This is a genomic window from Chryseobacterium sp. TQ-BC-N36 (genome assembly GCF_058382295.1).
In genome coordinates this window covers 2,164,318-2,182,855 of the sequence record NZ_CM178175.1, presented here as the reverse complement: position 1 = coordinate 2,182,855, position 18,538 = coordinate 2,164,318, and the positions used below count along the sequence as shown (strand labels likewise).

At 36.6% G+C, this 18,538-nt stretch carries 17 protein-coding genes; 7 read left to right on the top strand and 10 right to left on the bottom strand.

The window, feature by feature from the left end; genetic code table 11:
• Window positions 1-9: 9 nt before the first annotated feature.
• The 3 genes from AC3FI7_RS09730 to AC3FI7_RS09720 all read left to right on the top strand — a co-directional run bounded on the left by AC3FI7_RS09730 (window position 10) and on the right by AC3FI7_RS09720 (window position 3,643).
• Complete coding sequence (locus AC3FI7_RS09730; protein ID WP_142723253.1) at window positions 10-1,113, top strand: HlyD family secretion protein; 1,104 nt, start codon at window positions 10-12, stop codon at window positions 1,111-1,113.
• A 92-nt stretch (window positions 1,114-1,205) separates the two neighbouring features.
• Window positions 1,206-2,783, top strand: a complete 1,578-nt coding sequence (locus tag AC3FI7_RS09725) for a DHA2 family efflux MFS transporter permease subunit (protein ID WP_142723254.1) — start codon at window positions 1,206-1,208, stop codon at window positions 2,781-2,783.
• 263 nt (window positions 2,784-3,046) lie between these two features.
• On the top strand, window positions 3,047-3,643 hold the full coding sequence (locus AC3FI7_RS09720) for a hypothetical protein (protein ID WP_142723255.1): 597 nt from the start codon (window positions 3,047-3,049) through the stop codon (window positions 3,641-3,643).
• Between the two features lie 325 nt (window positions 3,644-3,968).
• Here the strand turns inward: AC3FI7_RS09720 and AC3FI7_RS09715 are convergent, their stop codons facing one another.
• The 3 genes from AC3FI7_RS09715 to AC3FI7_RS09705 are packed head-to-tail and all read right to left on the bottom strand — an operon-like array spanning window position 3,969 to window position 6,334.
• Window positions 3,969-4,982: a TQO small subunit DoxD gene (locus AC3FI7_RS09715; protein WP_491461943.1), complete on the bottom strand. Its 1,014-nt coding sequence runs from the start codon at window positions 4,980-4,982 to the stop codon at window positions 3,969-3,971.
• A 48-nt stretch (window positions 4,983-5,030) separates the two neighbouring features.
• Complete coding sequence (locus AC3FI7_RS09710) at window positions 5,031-5,402, bottom strand: hypothetical protein (RefSeq protein WP_491461942.1); 372 nt, start codon at window positions 5,400-5,402, stop codon at window positions 5,031-5,033.
• A gap of 17 nt (window positions 5,403-5,419) precedes the next feature.
• On the bottom strand, window positions 5,420-6,334 hold the full coding sequence (locus AC3FI7_RS09705; RefSeq protein WP_142723258.1) for an alpha/beta hydrolase: 915 nt from the start codon (window positions 6,332-6,334) through the stop codon (window positions 5,420-5,422).
• A 265-nt stretch (window positions 6,335-6,599) separates the two neighbouring features.
• Here AC3FI7_RS09705 and AC3FI7_RS09700 point away from each other — a divergent pair, with 265 nt between their 5' ends.
• A complete protein-coding gene (locus AC3FI7_RS09700) occupies window positions 6,600-7,160 on the top strand; it encodes a DNA-3-methyladenine glycosylase I (protein WP_491461941.1) in 561 nt (186 codons plus the stop codon).
• Window positions 7,161-7,243: 83 nt separating this feature from the next.
• Here AC3FI7_RS09700 and AC3FI7_RS09695 read toward each other — a convergent pair whose 3' ends face one another.
• The gene (locus AC3FI7_RS09695; protein ID WP_491461940.1) at window positions 7,244-7,621 is read right to left on the bottom strand and encodes a winged helix-turn-helix transcriptional regulator; all 378 of its coding nucleotides are present in this window, start codon (window positions 7,619-7,621) and stop codon (window positions 7,244-7,246) included.
• 91 nt (window positions 7,622-7,712) lie between these two features.
• Between AC3FI7_RS09695 and AC3FI7_RS09690 the strand changes: the two genes are divergently transcribed.
• Entirely contained in the window at window positions 7,713-8,243 is a 531-nt protein-coding gene (locus tag AC3FI7_RS09690; RefSeq protein WP_491461939.1) for an NAD(P)H-dependent oxidoreductase, read from the top strand.
• 62 nt (window positions 8,244-8,305) lie between these two features.
• On the opposite strand, the gene AC3FI7_RS09685 is transcribed toward AC3FI7_RS09690, so the two are convergent.
• Both AC3FI7_RS09685 and AC3FI7_RS09680 read right to left on the bottom strand, forming a co-directional pair.
• Window positions 8,306-9,892 carry a patatin-like phospholipase family protein gene (locus AC3FI7_RS09685; RefSeq protein WP_491461938.1) on the bottom strand — a complete coding sequence of 529 codons (1,587 nt, stop codon included), beginning with the start codon at window positions 9,890-9,892 and terminating at the stop codon, window positions 8,306-8,308.
• Between the two features lie 116 nt (window positions 9,893-10,008).
• Window positions 10,009-10,908, bottom strand: a complete 900-nt coding sequence (locus AC3FI7_RS09680; protein WP_142723267.1) for a magnesium transporter CorA family protein — start codon at window positions 10,906-10,908, stop codon at window positions 10,009-10,011.
• A 73-nt stretch (window positions 10,909-10,981) separates the two neighbouring features.
• On the opposite strand from AC3FI7_RS09680, the gene AC3FI7_RS09675 reads away from it, so the two are divergent.
• Entirely contained in the window at window positions 10,982-12,004 is a 1,023-nt protein-coding gene (locus AC3FI7_RS09675) for a 3-oxoacyl-ACP synthase III family protein (RefSeq protein WP_142723268.1), read from the top strand.
• A gap of 160 nt (window positions 12,005-12,164) precedes the next feature.
• Here AC3FI7_RS09675 and AC3FI7_RS09670 read toward each other — a convergent pair whose 3' ends face one another.
• Window positions 12,165-13,325 (bottom strand): thioredoxin family protein, encoded by a 1,161-nt coding sequence (locus AC3FI7_RS09670; protein ID WP_343659218.1) that lies wholly within the window; start codon window positions 13,323-13,325, stop codon window positions 12,165-12,167.
• 300 nt (window positions 13,326-13,625) lie between these two features.
• On the opposite strand from AC3FI7_RS09670, the gene AC3FI7_RS09665 reads away from it, so the two are divergent.
• A complete protein-coding gene (locus tag AC3FI7_RS09665; protein ID WP_491461937.1) occupies window positions 13,626-15,254 on the top strand; it encodes a tetratricopeptide repeat protein in 1,629 nt (542 codons plus the stop codon).
• Window positions 15,255-15,572: 318 nt separating this feature from the next.
• Here AC3FI7_RS09665 and AC3FI7_RS09660 read toward each other — a convergent pair whose 3' ends face one another.
• The 3 genes from AC3FI7_RS09660 to pruA form a co-directional block, all read right to left on the bottom strand.
• Window positions 15,573-15,782 carry a hypothetical protein gene (locus AC3FI7_RS09660; protein WP_142723271.1) on the bottom strand — a complete coding sequence of 70 codons (210 nt, stop codon included), beginning with the start codon at window positions 15,780-15,782 and terminating at the stop codon, window positions 15,573-15,575.
• A 321-nt stretch (window positions 15,783-16,103) separates the two neighbouring features.
• On the bottom strand, window positions 16,104-16,325 hold the full coding sequence (locus tag AC3FI7_RS09655) for a cytochrome C551 (protein ID WP_491461936.1): 222 nt from the start codon (window positions 16,323-16,325) through the stop codon (window positions 16,104-16,106).
• A gap of 270 nt (window positions 16,326-16,595) precedes the next feature.
• Window positions 16,596-18,221: an L-glutamate gamma-semialdehyde dehydrogenase gene (gene pruA, locus AC3FI7_RS09650; protein WP_491461935.1), complete on the bottom strand. Its 1,626-nt coding sequence runs from the start codon at window positions 18,219-18,221 to the stop codon at window positions 16,596-16,598.
• Window positions 18,222-18,538 lie beyond the last annotated feature (317 nt).

Sequence of the window (18,538 nt, the reverse complement as noted above, 5' to 3'; positions counted from 1 at the left end):
GAAACCAAAATGGAAAATAATAATACACAGGCCGCTGAACCTAAAAAGAAAAAAAGTTTAGTTTTTCCAATCATTCTAGCAGCAGTAGTAATCGGAGGAGGAATCTACGGTTACAGAGCCTTTACTTACGGACAGTACCACGAAGAGACTGACGATGCTCAGATTGCCTCCAATATGGCACCGGTAATTTCTAAAATTTCAGGCTATGTAGCTGAAGTAAAAGTAAAAGATAACCAGTTTGTAAAGAAAGGAGATACACTGGTGATTTTGGATAACAGAGATCAGAAAATGGCTCTTGAACAGGCTCAGGCAGCATTATCCACAGCTAAAAGCAATATTTCCAATGCAGAAGCTACAACGACGGCGACTTCAAAAAATATCGGTTCTTCAGAAGCAGCAGTAGTCACTGCCAATGCTCAGATAGAAGCCGCAAAAGTAAATGTTTGGAAAACTTCACAGGACCTGAAAAGATATGCCAATCTTGTAAAAGATCATTCTATTACAGAACAGCAGTATGAGCAGGCTTTAGCAGCAAAACAATCTGCAGACAGACAATTGCAGGTTTTAGTTGATCAGAGAAATCAAATTGCTCAGCAAACTCACATTGCCTCTTCTCAGACGGCGGCAAGCTCTCAACAGATCAGTGTTGCCGGATCTGTAGCTAAACAAAGAGAAGTAGATGTAGAAAATGCAAAGTTGAATTTATCTTATACAGTAATCCTGGCACCGGAAGACGGTTATGTAGGAAAAGTACCTACGCAGGCAGGTCAGTATCTGCAGGCAGGAGCACAATTGTTTGCTTTGGTTAAAAACGACCAGAAATGGGTAGTGGCCAACTTTAAGGAAACTCAGGTAGACAAGATGGTAGAAGGTCAGAAAGTGAAAATTGAGATTGATGCTTTCCCTGATCAGGAATTTGAAGGAGTGGTAAGCTCATTCTCTCCGGCTACAGGTGCTACTTTCTCTATTCTTCCTCCAGACAATGCGAGTGGTAACTTCGTAAAAGTAGTTCAGAGACTTCCAGTAAAAATTGATTTTGTAAATCTTGACAAGAATATTGCAAAAAGATTGAGAACCGGAATGAACGTGAAGGCAGAGGTTGCTTTGAAATAGTATTGATGTATTTACGTAAAATGTATTCATGATGAATTGAAAATGATTAATATCTTACATTTTACATTAATACAAATATTCGAATAAAAATTATGCAAGATTCATTAGTAGAATATGGAGCGCGGAGAGTGATCATTACGATTACTGCTATCCTTTGTGCCCTTCTTGAAATTGTAGACTCCACGATTGTCAATGTTGCCTTGAATGAAATGAAGGGGAATCTTGGAGCTACACTTTCAGAAGTGGGTTGGGTGATTACGGCTTATGCTATTGGGAACGTTATTATTGTTCCGATGACGAGCTGGCTTTCACAGCAGTTCGGACGTAGAAATTACTTTGCGGCATCCGTCATTATATTTACCGTATTTTCATTTTTATGTGGAAACGCGACCAATATCTGGGAACTTGTGTTCTTCAGATTGATGCAGGGAATCGGAGGAGGAGCTTTACTGGTTACCTCACAGACGATTATTACGGAATCTTATCCGATTGAAAAAAGAAGTATGGCTCAGGCTATTTATGGTCTGGGAGTAATTATCGGCCCAACGTTAGGTCCGCCACTTGGAGGATATATCGTAGATAATTTCAGCTGGCCCTATATTTTCTATATCAACATTCCGATCGGAATTGCAGCGACGCTGATGACACTGCAGTTTGTAAGAAGTCCGAAATATGCTGAAAAAAGGAAGGCTTCGGATGTTGACTGGATCGGGATCGGTTTATTGGCTGTGACCGTAGGTTCATTACAGTTTATCCTGGAAAGAGGACATGAAGAGGACTGGTTTGCCAGTGGAATGATTGTAGCGTTTACTGTAGCGGCCGTTTTAGGATTTATTTTGTTCCTTTGGCGGGAACTTACCTTTAAATATCCGATTGTGGAGCTCAGGGTGCTTAAAAACAGTAATTTAAGAATCGGGACAATGATGTCATTCGTGCTTGGATTCGGACTTTATGGTTCCACATTCATTGTGCCTCTTTATACCCAGAGTATTTTAGGATGGACGGCTCTTCAGTCGGGAGCCCTGATGATTCCAGCTGCTTTAACGACCGCCTTCATGATGCCGATTATTGGTAGATTACTGGCGAAAGGAGCAAAACAGCAGATCCTGGTATCGCTGGGACTGTTTATTTTCTTTGTTTATAGCTTTTGGGGATATAAAATCCTGACACCGGATACCAGTAAAGATGCTTTCTTCTGGATGCTGATTGTAAGAGGAGCAGGATTGGGATTATTGTTTATTCCGATTACCTCTTTGTCATTAAGTACATTGAAGGGACAGGAAATTGGCCAGGGAGCAGCTTTTACAGGAATGATGAGACAGCTTGGAGGATCTTTCGGAATCGCTGCGATCACTACTTTTATTGCCAATGCCGGTCAGAAATACAGGAACAACTTAATATCCCATCTGGACGAAAACAGCTTTGATGTGCAGCAAAGACTGGCAACACTGAAAGCGAGTTTTGTAGCTAAAGGAATGACACCTGATGCAGCGATGAATGCTGCTTATAAAATGCTGGATCTGTCCGTAACCAAGCAGGCCACTGTTTTATCCTATATGGATGTATTTCTTTATCTGGGAGTAATATTTTTAGTATGTATTCCGTTTATACTATTTATAAAAGAGAGAAAGAGTAAAGAAAAAATAGATTTGAGTGAAGCCATGCACTAAATTTTAATCAAAAACCTTCAGAAATTCCGAAGGTTTTTTTTATGCCCTTTCGTCCGTAAAATGATACTATACAATACCTTATGTTTTCAAATTGTTAATTAAAAAATAATATCACTTATTGGAGAATTTATTTATATTTTTTAGCTTTACAATGTCAAACAAAGAATATGAACTCAACTTCTATCGTTTTTTTGATTTTTTTAAACGGTTGAGAAGTTAGCCACGATTTTTTAAACTAACCATGATCTCAAAATAGAGTAAATATGAATCAAATACAACTGCCGGAAACTTACATGGCATTATCCGATTTCAGAAAACATGATATTTATCTGACTGAAATGAATCAGGCGCAGATTATTGCAGATTTCTTTCCCGGAACCTTTACAGAGCTTACCCAGCGTTTGTCAGATATTACAGGAGCTTTTTATGGAGGAATACTTAAACAGGCTGGAAAATTATATGGAGCAGAAGCGATAGACCAGCTTTCCAGTACTTTTATGTATGACCTCGGATCAAGAATGACCCTGAGAAATCTTGAAACAAAATCTAATCTGCAGCCTGGGATCCCGGCAGTCGCAAAAATACTTATTGGAGCCGTTTTTACATCCAGTCCCGAATATAATTTTGAATTTAAAGAATTAAATGACCACAAAGGTGAACTGCTGATCAAAGGAATAGACCGTTATCACAAGATCACACAGAGTCTGCAGATTGCAGGCCTGTTGAAATGGCCGGTCATAAAGCCTTTTATACAGGGAGTTTGCGATACCATGGGGCTGGATGTTTTACTTGAAATAAAAGTCCTGAAACTTGACCCGGACAGCTCATGCAGTTACCATGTAATGATTTCAGAAAAATAGATTCTTATAAATCATCTCACCAATTTTAAAGATTCTGTAGATTTCACTGTAATGGATCTTTATTTCAAAATGAGGCTGTCTCCTATGCTATATTTTGATATGCAGGAGCCAACCTCTTTTTCTGTAATGGAATTGGATTTTAAGGCAAAACGTATAAATGTCCCGTCGATTTGGCCTACCTCCTGTAGATCTTATTTTAATAAAATCATAGAGGGATAGTTCAATAGAAATGGGCTTAGCTCATTTGTCAAAAAAAGATTATTACCTTCAGCTTTAGCCAAAAATAAAAACCACATATCACTTCCTGAATCCTAATCTCAAACTCCTATTCAATTTTCTCTATCCATTCAATACCACTGATGTCAATCAGCTTTAAGGCATGAATTTTACTTTTCTGAAGAACATCACGGATACTCAATGTCACATCAGCTTTTGCTCCCAAAGGAACTATCAGACTATATTTTCCCGGCTTTACTTTGGTGACATAATGATTTTGTATGCTTTTCTTTGAAATTCCGGAAAGCTGATGATGATCAAGCTCTTTTAAAATATTTCCGTTTTTGTCAAGTATGTGAATACCTATTACAAAAGAGCCGTATACATCGGCACCCTCTGTTCTGTATACTTTAAATTTCAGATCTGAGTTATTATGGGAGATATTGGAAATTTCAAGCTTCGGTTTTACTGATTTATTGTGAAGGATTCCCCACACGCCGCCATGGAAATATTGATTGGTAAAAAGGGTTAATCCAAAAATAGCCAATGAACCTGTCAACACAAAAACTTTCGGTTTTGCGATCGGAAGATTTCCTGAGCCCAACCATTGAAACCATTTTTTCTGAGTAAAGCTTATATTTCTCTTTATAATATAATAGTCGAGGGAATAAGAACCACTTCCGGTAAGGAACAGAACAAAACCACCCGCTACTCCCAAAACACCAATCTGCCATTCATCAAGGCACGTTGTTCCCAGCCATCCGGAACCCAATAAAATTCCCAATGCAAGACTGAATATTCCTATACTCATCAGTCGGGTAAAGAAGCCAAGAATGATGAGTAATCCTACGATGGCTTCAATAATGGTAAAAATCATCATGGAGCGTTGTAAAGCATCGGGATGGGTAACCAGATATTCAATAACAGGTTTTATTCCGAGTGCATTTGGTAAAAAATGATTGAATTTTTCCCCGATATATCCATTTTCATCGGGAATAAGCTTGTTTTCAAGGATAAGTCGGCGCCAGAATGCTGAAAAATAAGTCCATCCGATAACCATTCGGAAGGGTAAAGTATATAGCCCGGCCAGATCCAAAGACTGGCTGTTTATGGTATGTTTCATTGAAATTAATATTGTATTGTAAAAAACTGATGACGGATTAAAAAGTTTTTAAACCAGATTTAATTTCAGTCTTTTAAATAAGATATATTTTGGTGGACTATTTCCTGTAGCATGCCCCGAATACTCATTAAAAAAGATACTTTCTTTTCCTGTAATTTTTGAAATTACAATGGAACTCAAAAATGAGGGTTTGTACTTTACTTCAGCTTTTGAAAGAGATATTTTTGAAGAGGCGATCGAAGTATCACAGTTTAATGAAACTCCAGTTGTTGTTCTTACTTTATTTAAGCCGCTGATGTATTCAATATCAAAGAGATCAAGAACATCTCTTTTTACAGAACATGGTGATAATGAAAACACCAATATGAGCATCATAATGACGGCTTTATAAGTCTTCGTATGGGTCTTGGTGTTTGACATTAATACAAAACTACACTTTATTTTAATTTTAACTGAATAAACTGTAAAAATTCATTCTGCTGATCCACAAATAAATAATGCGAACAGTTATCTATAATCCTGAAATTTTTCTTTCCGACAGTATTTTTAAGATCATTCAGCTGTTTTTCTGAAAATATGCCATCATTTTTACCATATAGGGCAAAAATGGGAATTCCTTTTTTGCGGATGTCCTTTAAAACAGCGGTATTATCAAGATTGTTTAAAGGTTCATTTTGATAGAATTTAAGAGGGGAGCTTGGGTTTCTTATATTGTTTTTATAAAATTCTCCTGCTGCATATTCTTTTCTCAGCATTTCACTTTCGGGAGTAGGGGTCGGCATGTCAAAGAAACCAAGCTTACCAGCCATTTCATAACATCTTTTTCTGTAGGCTGCGGAATTTTTATCCAGATTTTCTATTTCAGAAATCTCTTTAAGCTGAGACGGATCATTTTTAAAATGTTCTTTTGCATTTTGAAGAATATGATCATAAGTTTCCTGCTGGGTAAATAAAGCGCCTGCAAGAGTAAGAGATTGTACTTTTTCTGGAAACTGTGCTGCGAAGAGGGTTCCTATAATTCCACCGAAGCTATGGGCAAGAATGTTGGCTTTTTTAATATGATATGTTGTGTAAATACCTTTTAAATCCTCAAAACTTTCTTTAAAAGTCATAGTCGCATTTTCATCTTTGGATCGGCCTTCACCACGCCTGTCATATACAATTACATAAAACCCTTTGTCAGCGAGTTTCTGAGCTGTGGTTCCTTCAAATAATGTTGCATTTCCACTTGGTCCGCCATGAATAAAAATGACTGGAGGATCTGTCGGATTTCCATAGGCTTTAGAATAGATAGTCTGAGCGTGTACTGAAATTAAGAATAAAGAAAATAGAAGAGAAAACAGTGATTTCATGGCTGATATTTGAGATTGCTAATCTAGTTAATATTTCTGAAGTATTGAGGGAAATTGTTGATTGAGAATGTTGTAAACCATCGTAGTTTTCAGAATAATTAAGATTAGGTATCTATTTATTAAAAGACTTTGAAAGATTTTTCATACTCAAAAAGCTCTCACCTTTCAGCCTCCATCTTCCTTTCTTCAAAAATAAATCCTACTGACTAACAGTTGTCACAACCTTGTCTTATCTTTACCCCGATAAACTAAAACATATACTTCAATGAGTTATTGCTTAGCCATAGACGGAATGCAGCCTGAAAGCAGAAAAGAATTACATAAAAACTACCATGATAATTATTATGGATTTCCTATTCATGATGATAATGAATTGTTTGGAAGACTGATTCTGGAAATCAACCAGGCAGGTTTAAGCTGGGAAACGGTTTTAAAGAAAGAAGAAAGTTTCAGAAAAGCATATGACAATTTTGATATTAAAAAAATAGCATCCTATACGGAGGAAGATCGTGAAAGGCTTTTAAGCGATAGTGGAATTATCCGAAACAGGCTAAAAGTAAATGCTGCCATTGAAAATGCAAAGACAATTATAGAACTGCAAAAGGAGTTTGGCTCATTTGAAAAGTGGCTGGAACGTCATCATCCTAAATCATTACAGGAGTGGATGAAACTCTTCAAAAAAACATTCAAATTTACAGGCGGAGAGATTGTGAACGAATTTCTCATGAGCACCGGATATCTGGAAGGAGCCCATCATGAAAGCTGCCCGATCCACTCAAAAGTATTGGCTCAAAAACCTTTGTGGCGGAAAAATTTGGAAAAATAATAAACTTAGATTCCAGTGGAATGGTATCGTGCGTGATTCATGTTAAACACTTCTATTTCTCATTCCACTGGAATCTTATTTTTTTAATCATTCTTTGATGTTTGCTTCATCAGTTCCTTATGCTCATTACCCCATTTTTCAAACTCCAGAATAATCGGTTTCAGTTTGTAGCCTATTTCTGTAAGCTCATATTCTACCCTTGGTGGCACTTCAGCATAGACTGTTCGGGTAATGATTTTATCCTCTTCCAGTCTGCGAAGTTGTAGGGTAAGCATTCGTTCAGTGATATTCTGAAGCTTTTTTTTAAGCGCTCCAAATCTCATCTTTCCATTGATCAGATAACAACATATTGCCAATGCCCATTGACCTCCGATAATATTGGAAGCGTAGATTTCCGGGCACTCATCAGCGAGTGCTTTTTTATTGGCAAAATTGGTTGAAGTTTCCTTTATTTTAGTCATTACTTACATTTTTTATAGTACCATACAATGGGTTGCTAATGTACGAAATGTAAGTTATGCATCGTAATTTTGTATCAGAAATTTAAACATAATGAAGACCTTAGTCATTGTAACACACCCTGATATTGAAAAATCAGCGATCAATAAAAAATGGATTGACGAGTTAAAAAAATATCCTGAAAAATATACGGTTCATCAATTATACGAAGCTTATCCCGATGGAAAAATCAATGTGGCAGAAGAGCAAAAACTGATGGAATCTTATGATAAGATTGTATTTCAGTTTCCATTTTACTGGTTCAGCAGCCCGCCGCTTTTAAAACAGTGGCTGGATGAGGTGGTTTTGTATGGATGGGCATATGGAAGCAATAGCGGTTTCAAGCTGGCCGGAAAGATAATGTCATTGGCTGTTACCGCAGGAATCGATGAAGAAGGTTACAGCGCATCCGGAGAGTATAAATATACCATGAAGGAACTTTTCAGACCTTATGAACTGACTTTTGATTATATAAAAGCAGATTACAAGGAACCATTCGTCTACTACGGCATTGAAAGAGATTCTTCCGATGAGTGGATTGAAAGAAGTGTTCCTATGTATCTGGAGTTTTTGGATAATCTGTAAAATTTGTTGGGAATGCATTTGGATTTTTTTCAGATGCTTCCTGTTTTTTATTATTGGAATTCTTACCCCACCGTAGGTGTATCCTCTTCTTTCAGTATTTTTTTATCCTTCATCGTAAGCATCATTCTTTCATATTTGTACTTTTCCCAGTCAAATGTATTGAGAAAATCAAGGGCAGCCTGGAAGCCCCTATTGAACAGTTCTTCTTTTTCTTCTCTCTTCATAAAAAAGTTAAGCCAGCTGCTTGTTCCGCAATTAACGCTTTGTATGCTGTATAATTTATAAAAGGTATGTTTGGTAAGAAATGTCTTGTCATTAAATCCTTTCAGGGTGCTGATGATATTTCCGGTATAGCTGAAGGGGGTTTTAAGAATTTCCTCACTGGTTTTCCCTTTTTCTGAAAGAATAGCAGAATCACTGGTCAGCTGTACTCCAAAAAGAGGCATTCTCGGATAGAAAACTTCATCCGCATGAAACAGATCAATGGGAAAATTGGAAATACTGCCCCCATCAATGAAAACGCCTGCAGGATTGATATCTTCAGGTTGGGTGTTCATCCAGTATCTCCAGGCATATTTTACAGAATCATCTTCCTTATTGATTTGTTTCTGGAAAGGCTCAAAGAAAAATGGAACGGCCATAGAAGCTCTTACAAATTCAGCAGGACTGATGTGTTTCAGTTCTTCTTCAGACCAATAGAGATTGGCCATGGTGGGAAGCTCCACTTTAATTTTGGCATTGATATCCGTGGTAATAACTACATATTCTGACTTAAGGAGGTAAAACGGATTGTTTTTATAATAATCGTTATTGGCAGAACTTTCATAGAAAATTTTGTATCGGGTCTGATCAATATGTTCCTGGTTTTTGGTTTTAATCTTTTCGATACTTTGCAGGGCCATCAGATAGTATTCCTGCCCGTTTCCATACCGGTAGTTGAGATTGAGTTCTCTTTCTTTCTGGATGAATTTTTTATTGAGATGGGCAACCGTTTTTATTCCGAATTGATCCAGGGCATTCTGCATCGTATTCTGAAATGCATTTCCGGGATTCAGTCCGCTGTTTTCTTTTCTGAAATTGTTGTAAAGCTTTTGGATGCAGAAAAACAGGATTACCGCCGGAATCAGTGGAATCAGAAACATCAGTTTGGCGTTCAGAATCGTGGTTGAAGTCGCAAGAAAAGGAATGCTGATCAGAATCATAAAAAGAATTGCGGCAATAACAGCATTGATCTTAAAGAAATCTTTGTTGTTCAGCATCGCATGGAGCGTCGTTTTTACATAACTTTTTCCATCTATAAAATCTGAAAAATCCCAGCTGAAAAGAATATCTTTGATCAGCTCGCTTTTAGATTCTTCTTTGGTTTTGCAGGCTGCAATGAGCATGGTATTAATAGCTCCGGCACTTGTTCCTGCCACTTTGAGAAAACGGATACCGAATATTTCCAGTCCGTACAGATAACCTACCAGCGCACTTCCCCAGACACCACCACCTTCCTGTACAAACTCTACATACTGATTGCCGGACTGGTCCAGCAGGTCAGAGAATTCTTTGGCTGCTATATTCCCGTGTAAGGCTAGCAGTTTATCTTTGGATGCCTGCGAAAGGGAACGATCTTCCAGGATTTTGTTGAGGTTTTCAGGAGCCATGGTATTTTGTTTTGATGGGTGTCGTTATTGTGAACTGAGGTGAAGTAATCTCTGGTATCAAATAGTCAACCAGTTTCATATTTATCGAAGATAAAATTTTACGTTCGAAAAATGAGTTACCACTGTCTTCGTCTCACATAAATAAACGTACTGATCACGACCGTGGCCATGACGCCGAGTGTTATAAAATATCCATGTTTATGATGAAGCTCTGGCATGTTTTCAAAATTCATCCCATAAACCCCGGCAATAAAAGTGATCGGTAAAAAGTATACCGAATAAATAGCCAATACCTTCATGACCTGGTTGGCCTTTTGATCTGAAAGTGCCAGGAACATGGAAATAAGGTTGGTAATCTGAATATTCAGATGGTCAAAGTCAGCCACTACATCTTTATGCTTATCCTTTAAATCGACAATTTCGGAGTCCTGTAAATTCAGCAATTTAAATTTATCAATAGCGTCTGTAGAAATAACCAAAACCCGTGAATTGAGCCCCGACTTTCTTTTCAGCTTGTAAAGGCGGCGGATCTGGCTGGTATGATTGGTATTTTTAAGAAAAATCTCATTCTCTATATTGTCCATTGTTTCGAACAGGCTTAAAGATTCATCATCAAAGCTTTTCATGATCAATAAAGTGATCATCAGCGTGATCTGCTGAGGAGTAACATCCTCCTGGATCAGAGAAACTTTTTTCTTGGTCTCGGAAATACTCCTGGTTTTCATCCTGTGGATGGTAATAATGGTGTTTTCTACCAGGAAAATTCCAATTTTGGTGCTGATATCACTGATGGTATTCAGATTCTTTCTTTCCAGCTCTGTACTTTCACGGAGTAAGAAGAATTTTACATTTCCATCTTCTTCATATTTCGGAAGGTGGTTAGGATCCATTGTATCTTCCAGGAGAAGATTATTGATTTCATATCTTTCATGAAGGAATTTCAGGTCTTCTACAGTAGGAGCCTCTACATCTACCCATTCGCACTGGGAGGTTCTGTATATCGTATCAATTGGCATAAAGTAAAAATACTAATATTTTGAAAAACTATGTGTTAAATAAGTTTTATCTTTGCCAAAATTAAAAAACTATATGATTAAAAGTACAATAAAAGGTGTGGGATTTTATGTTCCAGATAACGTTGTTACAAATGATGATTTAGCCAAACTAATGACTACCAATGACGAGTGGATTACGGAAAGAACAGGTATCAAAGAAAGAAGGCACAGAAAAAACAGAAATGACTCTCAGGAAACCAGTGCTTATTTAGGTTTTAAAGCCGCAGAAAAAGCGATTCAGAATGCTGGTCTTACCTCAAAAGATATCGATTATATTGTTTTTGCAACCCTTTCACCGGATTATTACTTTCCCGGGTGTGGGGTATTGCTTCAGGAGATGTTGGGATGCGATACAATCGGGGCGCTGGATGTAAGAAATCAGTGTTCGGGATTTGTATATTCTATGAGTGTGGCCAATGCATTTATCAAATCCGGAACGTATAAAAATATCCTTGTGGTAGGTGCTGAGATTCATTCTTTCGGATTAGATTTCTCTGATGAAGGAAGAGGGGTTTCGGTTATTTTCGGTGACGGAGCAGGAGCGATTGTGCTTTCTGCTACAGAAGATGAAAATGCGGGAGATATCTTAGCCGTGAATATGCATTCTGAAGGGAAATATGCAGATGAGCTTTGTACCCAGTTCCCGGGTTCAAAATTCGGATGGAGTGACAGAATGAGAAAAGAACCCGAAAATGTAACGAACAAAGAAGTATATCCTATCATGAACGGTAACTTCGTGTTCAAGCATGCGGTGACAAGATTCCCGGAAACCATGATGGAAGCATTGAACAAAGCAGGAAAAACCATTGAAGATCTGGATATGTTCATTCCACATCAGGCCAACCTTAGAATTGCTCAGTTTGTACAGGAAAAATTCGGGTTGCCGAACGAGAAAGTCTTCAATAATATTCAGAGATACGGAAATACAACAGCGGCTTCTATTCCAATTGCTTTAAGTGAAGCGATTGAGCAGGGAAAAATCAAAAGAGGAGACCTTGTTCTTCTTTCTGCTTTCGGAAGTGGATTTACATGGGGTAGTGTTCTTTTTGAATACTAAGAGAAGCTTTATTTTCATTTATACCACAACTGAAGAGCTCAATTCCCATCCTTTGGAGGGGTGGCAGAAATTCAAAGAATTTATGACGGGTAGTTTTATACATCATAAAAAAACGCAGAACAGAGTTCTGCGTTTTTTTATTTTAGACCTTAATAATCAATTAAAGGCTTTTCAATAATTTTTCTGTATCGGAAGAATCCTGTCCTGTGCTTTTGGCCAGTTCAATAGATTTCTCTGCCCATATCTTTGCATTTTTCTTATCACCTACTTTATTATAAAGATTGGCTAAAGTATCAGTATTGGCAAAGTTCTGATCTTTCTTTACAGATTCCTGTGCCCATGCGATAGCTTTTTCCAGAGAAGCTTTGTTATTTACATTTTCAAAGAAATTCCATGCCAGAGAATTCAGTTCTTCGGAACCTGCTGCAGAATAATCTTTGTAAAGGTCAAGAATTAATTTTTCATACTCAGGAATATCTTTATTCTTCAAAGCCCTGTTGGCTTTCATTCTTTTTAAGATCTTATCAGCCTCTTCTTTGCTCAGGAATTTCTGAGCTTCAGCCATAAAATAGCTGTCATCCCATGTTTTTGTATCCGGATTATAGGCCTTTTTAGAAACGGTATTCAGCTTGATATTTTTATTGAACTTCTCATATTTGTCTTCAGGGAAAAATTTAATGATATCTGCTTTTTTGTCCTGGAAAATTTTGTACAGAGGACTGTCTGTAGTCTGAACACCTGAAAGAAGCATTTGAATATCTTCCTGATCTAAGCTTGATTTTTGCTGAAAGTAACGGTTCATCACTTTACCGGCAAATTCAGTATCATTATACATAGTAAGCCCGGCCAGGTTCTTTAAAAATTCAGGATCTTTTTCCCCGTTTTCAAACTGCTGTTTCAGAGAAGTCAGCCTTTTGCTTGGATCTTCAGCATCTTTTGCAAACTGGATAAAGTCTTTTTCTTCCACATATCCTAAAGTTCTGTGAACTGCCTCACCATTTCCATCAATAAACAGATAAGTAGGGAATGCTTTTACATTATATTTTTTGGCAAGCTCAATTCCTTCTCCTTTTTCCATATCAATTTTAGCATTGATAAAGTGAGAATTATAATAGTCCCCCACAGACTGAAGCGGAAAAATATTTTTCACCATTAGTTTACAAGGTCCGCACCATGAAGCATATGCGTCTATAAAGACCAGTTTTTTTTCTTTTTTTGCTTTCGCAAGGATAGAGGCAAAATTGCCCTCTTCAAATTTAATTCCCTGTGCCCATGCAAGGACTCCTATGAAAATTGAGGAAAGTATTGCTATTTTTTTCATAAAACTTTTTATTCCGTACAAATGTAATAAATATGAAGACACTGAAGCCGTTCATATTGAAAATAATTATAAGGGAATATTAGTTTTAAAACAGATATCAGTTTATATGTAAGATAATCGTTTATTATTTTGGTCTTATTATTAAAATTAATGTAAATGCATGTTTTAAGTTAAATGATTAAATTTCAATATAATATTTTAATAAAAAATAAAATATCACTAGTTTTGTAAAAAACAAAAAGACACCCAGTGAAAATAATGATGAATTATTATAAAATAAAAATAATAATTTGTTTTTTTATGTCTAAAAATCTTCTGAAATTTTTGTTTTTGCTGGTAACAGCAGTCCCCATATTTGCCCAGAAAAAAAACAGCTTTGATCTTATCTGTGAGAGAACGTCTTCTGTCATGGCCTACAAAGACTTACCCAAAGCGATCAAAACTGCTGATTCACTTTATATGTCAGCACAGACGCCGCTGGAGAAAATAAAATGTCTTATGCTTTCTTCTGAGCTTTATCATCACGCAGGTGAATTTAAAAAAGCAATATGTTACAGTGAAAATGCCCATTCAATAGCCTGCCAGATTAATAATCCGGAATGGATGGCTGCCGTGACCCGATTGCTAGCCAGGCAATATCGTCAGGTAGGACTTTATGAGAGATCAAAAAAATATATCCTAAAAGGGCTGGAAGCTTCAGCTAAGATTACTGATTTTAAGAAAAGCAATGAGACTGCCGGACTTTTAAATCAGGAAATGGCTTTCTACGAAATGGAAATGGGCAATTATTCCAATGCCATACAGTACATTGAATCTTCTCTGAAATATTTTGAAAAAATAAACACTGACAATGAAAACAGAACTACAGCAGCTTCTTATCAGTTATTGGGAGATGTTTATTTCAGGCTTAATGATTTTACTCTTTCTGAAAACTACTACCGAAAAGCTGAAGGTCTGCTTAAAAATGGAAGTTGCACGCTGGGATTAGTTTATAACGGACTTGGAGGTATCCGTCTGAAGCAGAAAAACTGGAAAGATGCTGAAATATACCTTAAAAAAGCAGAAAAAATAGCAGATACTTCCAAAAGTCTTAAATTAAAAAAGGCAGTATATTCCAATATTAATGATTATTATGAAGGAATGGGAGATAATGATAAAGCTTCTTTATATGCCGTGAAATATGTGCATGCTTATGACAGTATCGCTGCCCGTAACCAAAGTTTTGCGATGAAAGACTATGATCATCTGAAAACTAAAGTGAATAAAAAAGGAGGACAGATGAACCTGGTAAAAAATACTGCGATTATTGTCCTGTTTACTTCATTGGTGGGTTTAGTTGCTTTCTTCAGAATAAAACAAAAAAGACAGCGCTCAAAGTTCAGAAATATCATAAGAGCTCAGCTGAATATGATCAGTAATAAAACTCATTATCCCTTTAAAAAATCTGATGATTCTGAATTTTCCAATATTTCTGTAGAAGAAATTGATGAAAAAGATCCGGAGTCAGGCCGAAGGCGAAATGATTCTTTAATGACTTCTGAAACAGAATCAAAACTGCTGGAACTTCTTGAAGATTTTGAAAAAGGGGACCTTTATAATAATAAGGGAATGTCACTTTCTTTTCTTGCTGGTGAATTGAATACCAATACAAAATACCTGTCTTATGTCATCAATCAGCATAAAAGTGCTGATTTCAAAACATATATTAACCGTTTAAGGATCAACTATATCGTGGACAAGCTGATTAATGATGAAAAGTACAGACAGTATAAAATAAGTATCCTTGCTGATGAATGCGGATTCTCTTCACACAGTAAATTTGCAGCTGTTTTCAAAGCCGTTACTGATTATTCTCCCTCGGCATATATTAAATATCTTGATTCAGAGAATCCGTCAGATAAAGATGTCCGTTTTCCGGAAAATGATTAAAAAGACGTGTTTTCTTAAACTCTATCTTACCATTTTCATGAAAATGAACAACCAATTATTTTACAGGTAACGTTTGCAGCCATATCTTTGCGACAGTTTCACGGGTTCTGACACAATCCTGCCATAGCTTATCTCTTTTATTTCGTCTTCTGAACTAAGATCATTGTAAGAGAAACTGCAATTCCCATTTTTTTAATTTTAAGGAAATATTCTCATAGGGAATATAAACCATACCTCATAATCGGGGTTGATTGCCCGGTTTTTTTTCAGTCAAGTTTTTTTAAGTGCAAATCCACAGATGTCTGTGGATTTGTGATTTTATTTGACTCTTGTACTGTCGGTTTTTGTTTTTGAGGTATCAGCTGTTGATGATGAAGGTATAGAATTGGCTACTGCAGAATCACCCATTCTGTTTCTTAAAGAATCTTTATTATGAGCCTCTTTATATTCCTCTCTTTTCTCTTTGTTTTGAGCACAGCTTCCAAGGAAAAGAAATCCAAGAACGGCTCCCATGCATAATTTTCTCATAGTAATATATTTTAATGTTTGGTGTAATCAAATATAATGATTTAATAAAAGATAAAAGATAAAAGATAAAAGATAAAAGATAAAAGATAAAAGATAAAAGATAAAAGATAAAAGATAAAAGATGTTCCTTTAAATATCTGGATTCAATAGGGGGGTAGCCCGCTATTAGAAATTATATGTAATCATCGGCTTTAGCCAAAACCTAGAACAAGAATCTTTTCAAATTTCATGTATGTTCATAATTTCTGTTTATTGAATAAAAAAATCTGCAGCACTTTCATCTGCAGATTTTCCATTTTTAGATTGAACGTTTTATAACTACTATTTGACAGGAGACGTTGCCATAGAATCCCTTTTTATCTTGATCGTGTCAGGATTCGTCATTTTTGTAGTCATTGTATCAGTAGTGGTAGGCGGAATACTTTTTTTGGTATTTCCTACTGTTGCTGAATCACGACTACTTGTTGACATTGTCGATTCTTTGGTTCCACAGCTCACTGCAAATATTCCTATTCCAACGGCTGCTAGCAATAACTTTTTCATATTATTTTATTTTGGGGTGTGTAATAATGAAAAATCAACAATTATTCCTAATAGAGGTTTGGAAATCGTAAAATATAGGTAAAGTTTGTTAAAAGATGTTAGGTAGCAAGTAGCAGATTAGGAGTTTAAGTTTATAATTATAATCCGGAAAATACTTTATTGTCGCGATACATTACTCTCAAACTCTCAAACTCCCAAGTGCAACAAAAAAGCCCCGAAACCGAAATTCCGAGGCTGTTAAATCATTTATCAATGATCATTTATTGTTTACTACCCTAGATATGGATATTTATAGTTTTTCGGAGAAACAAAAGTTTCTTTTACGCTTCTTACAGAAACCCATCTCAGAAGATTCATTTTAGAACCTGCTTTATCATTGGTTCCTGAAGCTCTACCGCCACCAAAAGGCTGTTGTCCTACCACAGCACCGGTTGGTTTATCATTGATGTAGAAGTTACCGGAAGCATTTTCCAAAGCTTTGTAAGCTTCAGCGATTGCGTAACGGTCTTGTGAGAATACAGAACCGGTCAATGAATAAGGAGAAGTAGAATCTACCAACTTAAGCGTTTCTTTCCAGTCTTTATCTTCATATACGTAGATCGATAAGATCGGGCCAAAGATTTCTTCTACCATACTTTCATAGTGAGGATTTGTAGTTTCGATTACCGTTGGGTGTACAAACCATCCTTTAGAATCATCATATTTTCCGCCGATAGCTACAGTAGCTTCACCGGAAGCATTGGCTCTGTCGATATATCCTTTACATTTTTCGAAAGAATTTTTGTCGATTACAGCGTTGACGAAGTTAGAAGTATCTTCAGGGGAACCGATTTTGATTGTGCTCATCTGATCTTCCATTACTTTTTTCACATCAGCCCAAAGAGATTTAGGAATATAAGCTCTTGAAGCTGCAGAACATTTTTGCCCCTGATATTCGAAAGCTCCTCTTACCAATGCAGTAGCTACAGCCTCTACGTTCGCAGACGGGTGAGCAATAACAAAGTCTTTACCTCCAGTTTCTCCAACGATTCTTGGATATGTTCTGTAGTTGTGGATATTGTCACCGATCATTTTCCACATTCCCTGGAACACTTTGGTAGAACCTGTGAAGTGAAGACCTGCAAAATCCGGGTGAGCCAATACTTTTTCAGCAGTTTCTTTACCATCAGTAAAGATCATGTTGATAACCCCTGCAGGAAGACCCGCTTCTGTTAATACATCCATGATTACTTTTGCAGAATATACCTGCTTGTCAGACGGTTTCCAAACCACTACGTTACCTAACATAGCCATACAAGTAGGAAGGTTTCCTGAGATCGCTGTAAAGTTGAACGGAGTGACTGCAAAACAGAATCCTTCTAATGGTCTGTACTCAACACGGTTCCAGATTCCATTATCAGAAACCGGCTGCTCAGCATACATTTCTGTCATGAACTCTACGTTGAATCTTAAGAAGTCGATAAACTCACAAGCAGAATCAATTTCAGCCTGGTGTACGTTTTTAGACTGCCCGATCATTGTTGCCGCATTGATCACATCTCTGTAAGGACCCGCCAAAAGATCAGCTGCCTTTAAGAAAATTGCTGCACGCTGTTCCCAGCCCAGTTCATTCCATTCTTTTTTAGCTGCCAATGCCGCATTGATAGCGTCATCCACATGCTGCATACCACCCTGATAGTAGAATCCGAAGTCATGAGCATGATCCTGTGGAGACTGAAGCTGTACTTTTGTATCAGTTTTTACTTCCTTTCCATTGATGATCATTGGGATTTCTACCTTTTCAGCCCACATTTTTTTATAGGTGTCGATAAGGCTTTTAACTTCCGGAGACCCCGGTTCATATGAATTTACCGGCTCGTTTACCGCTAATGGTACTTGCGAAATTGCTTTTGACATATTACGTTTTATTATTTTATTAAATTAAATAAGATGCGTATACAAATTTACAATAATTATAAGGAAAGAAAAAATACTGCATATTTTTACGAAATAAGCTTTATTTGTTGATAATCATTAATAAATAACATTTTTTCAAATTGTATAATTAAGAATAAAATAGGCGTTGATTCGATTTTTTTAATAGAATGAAAAGAGGATGTTAACGATTATAATTATATGAATAAGGACAAAAAAATATTTGTCATAGTTCGTAGAGAGTGCTTAAGTATTGTAAATAAAGGATTTGTGGTTGAATGTTAAAAATACACAAAATT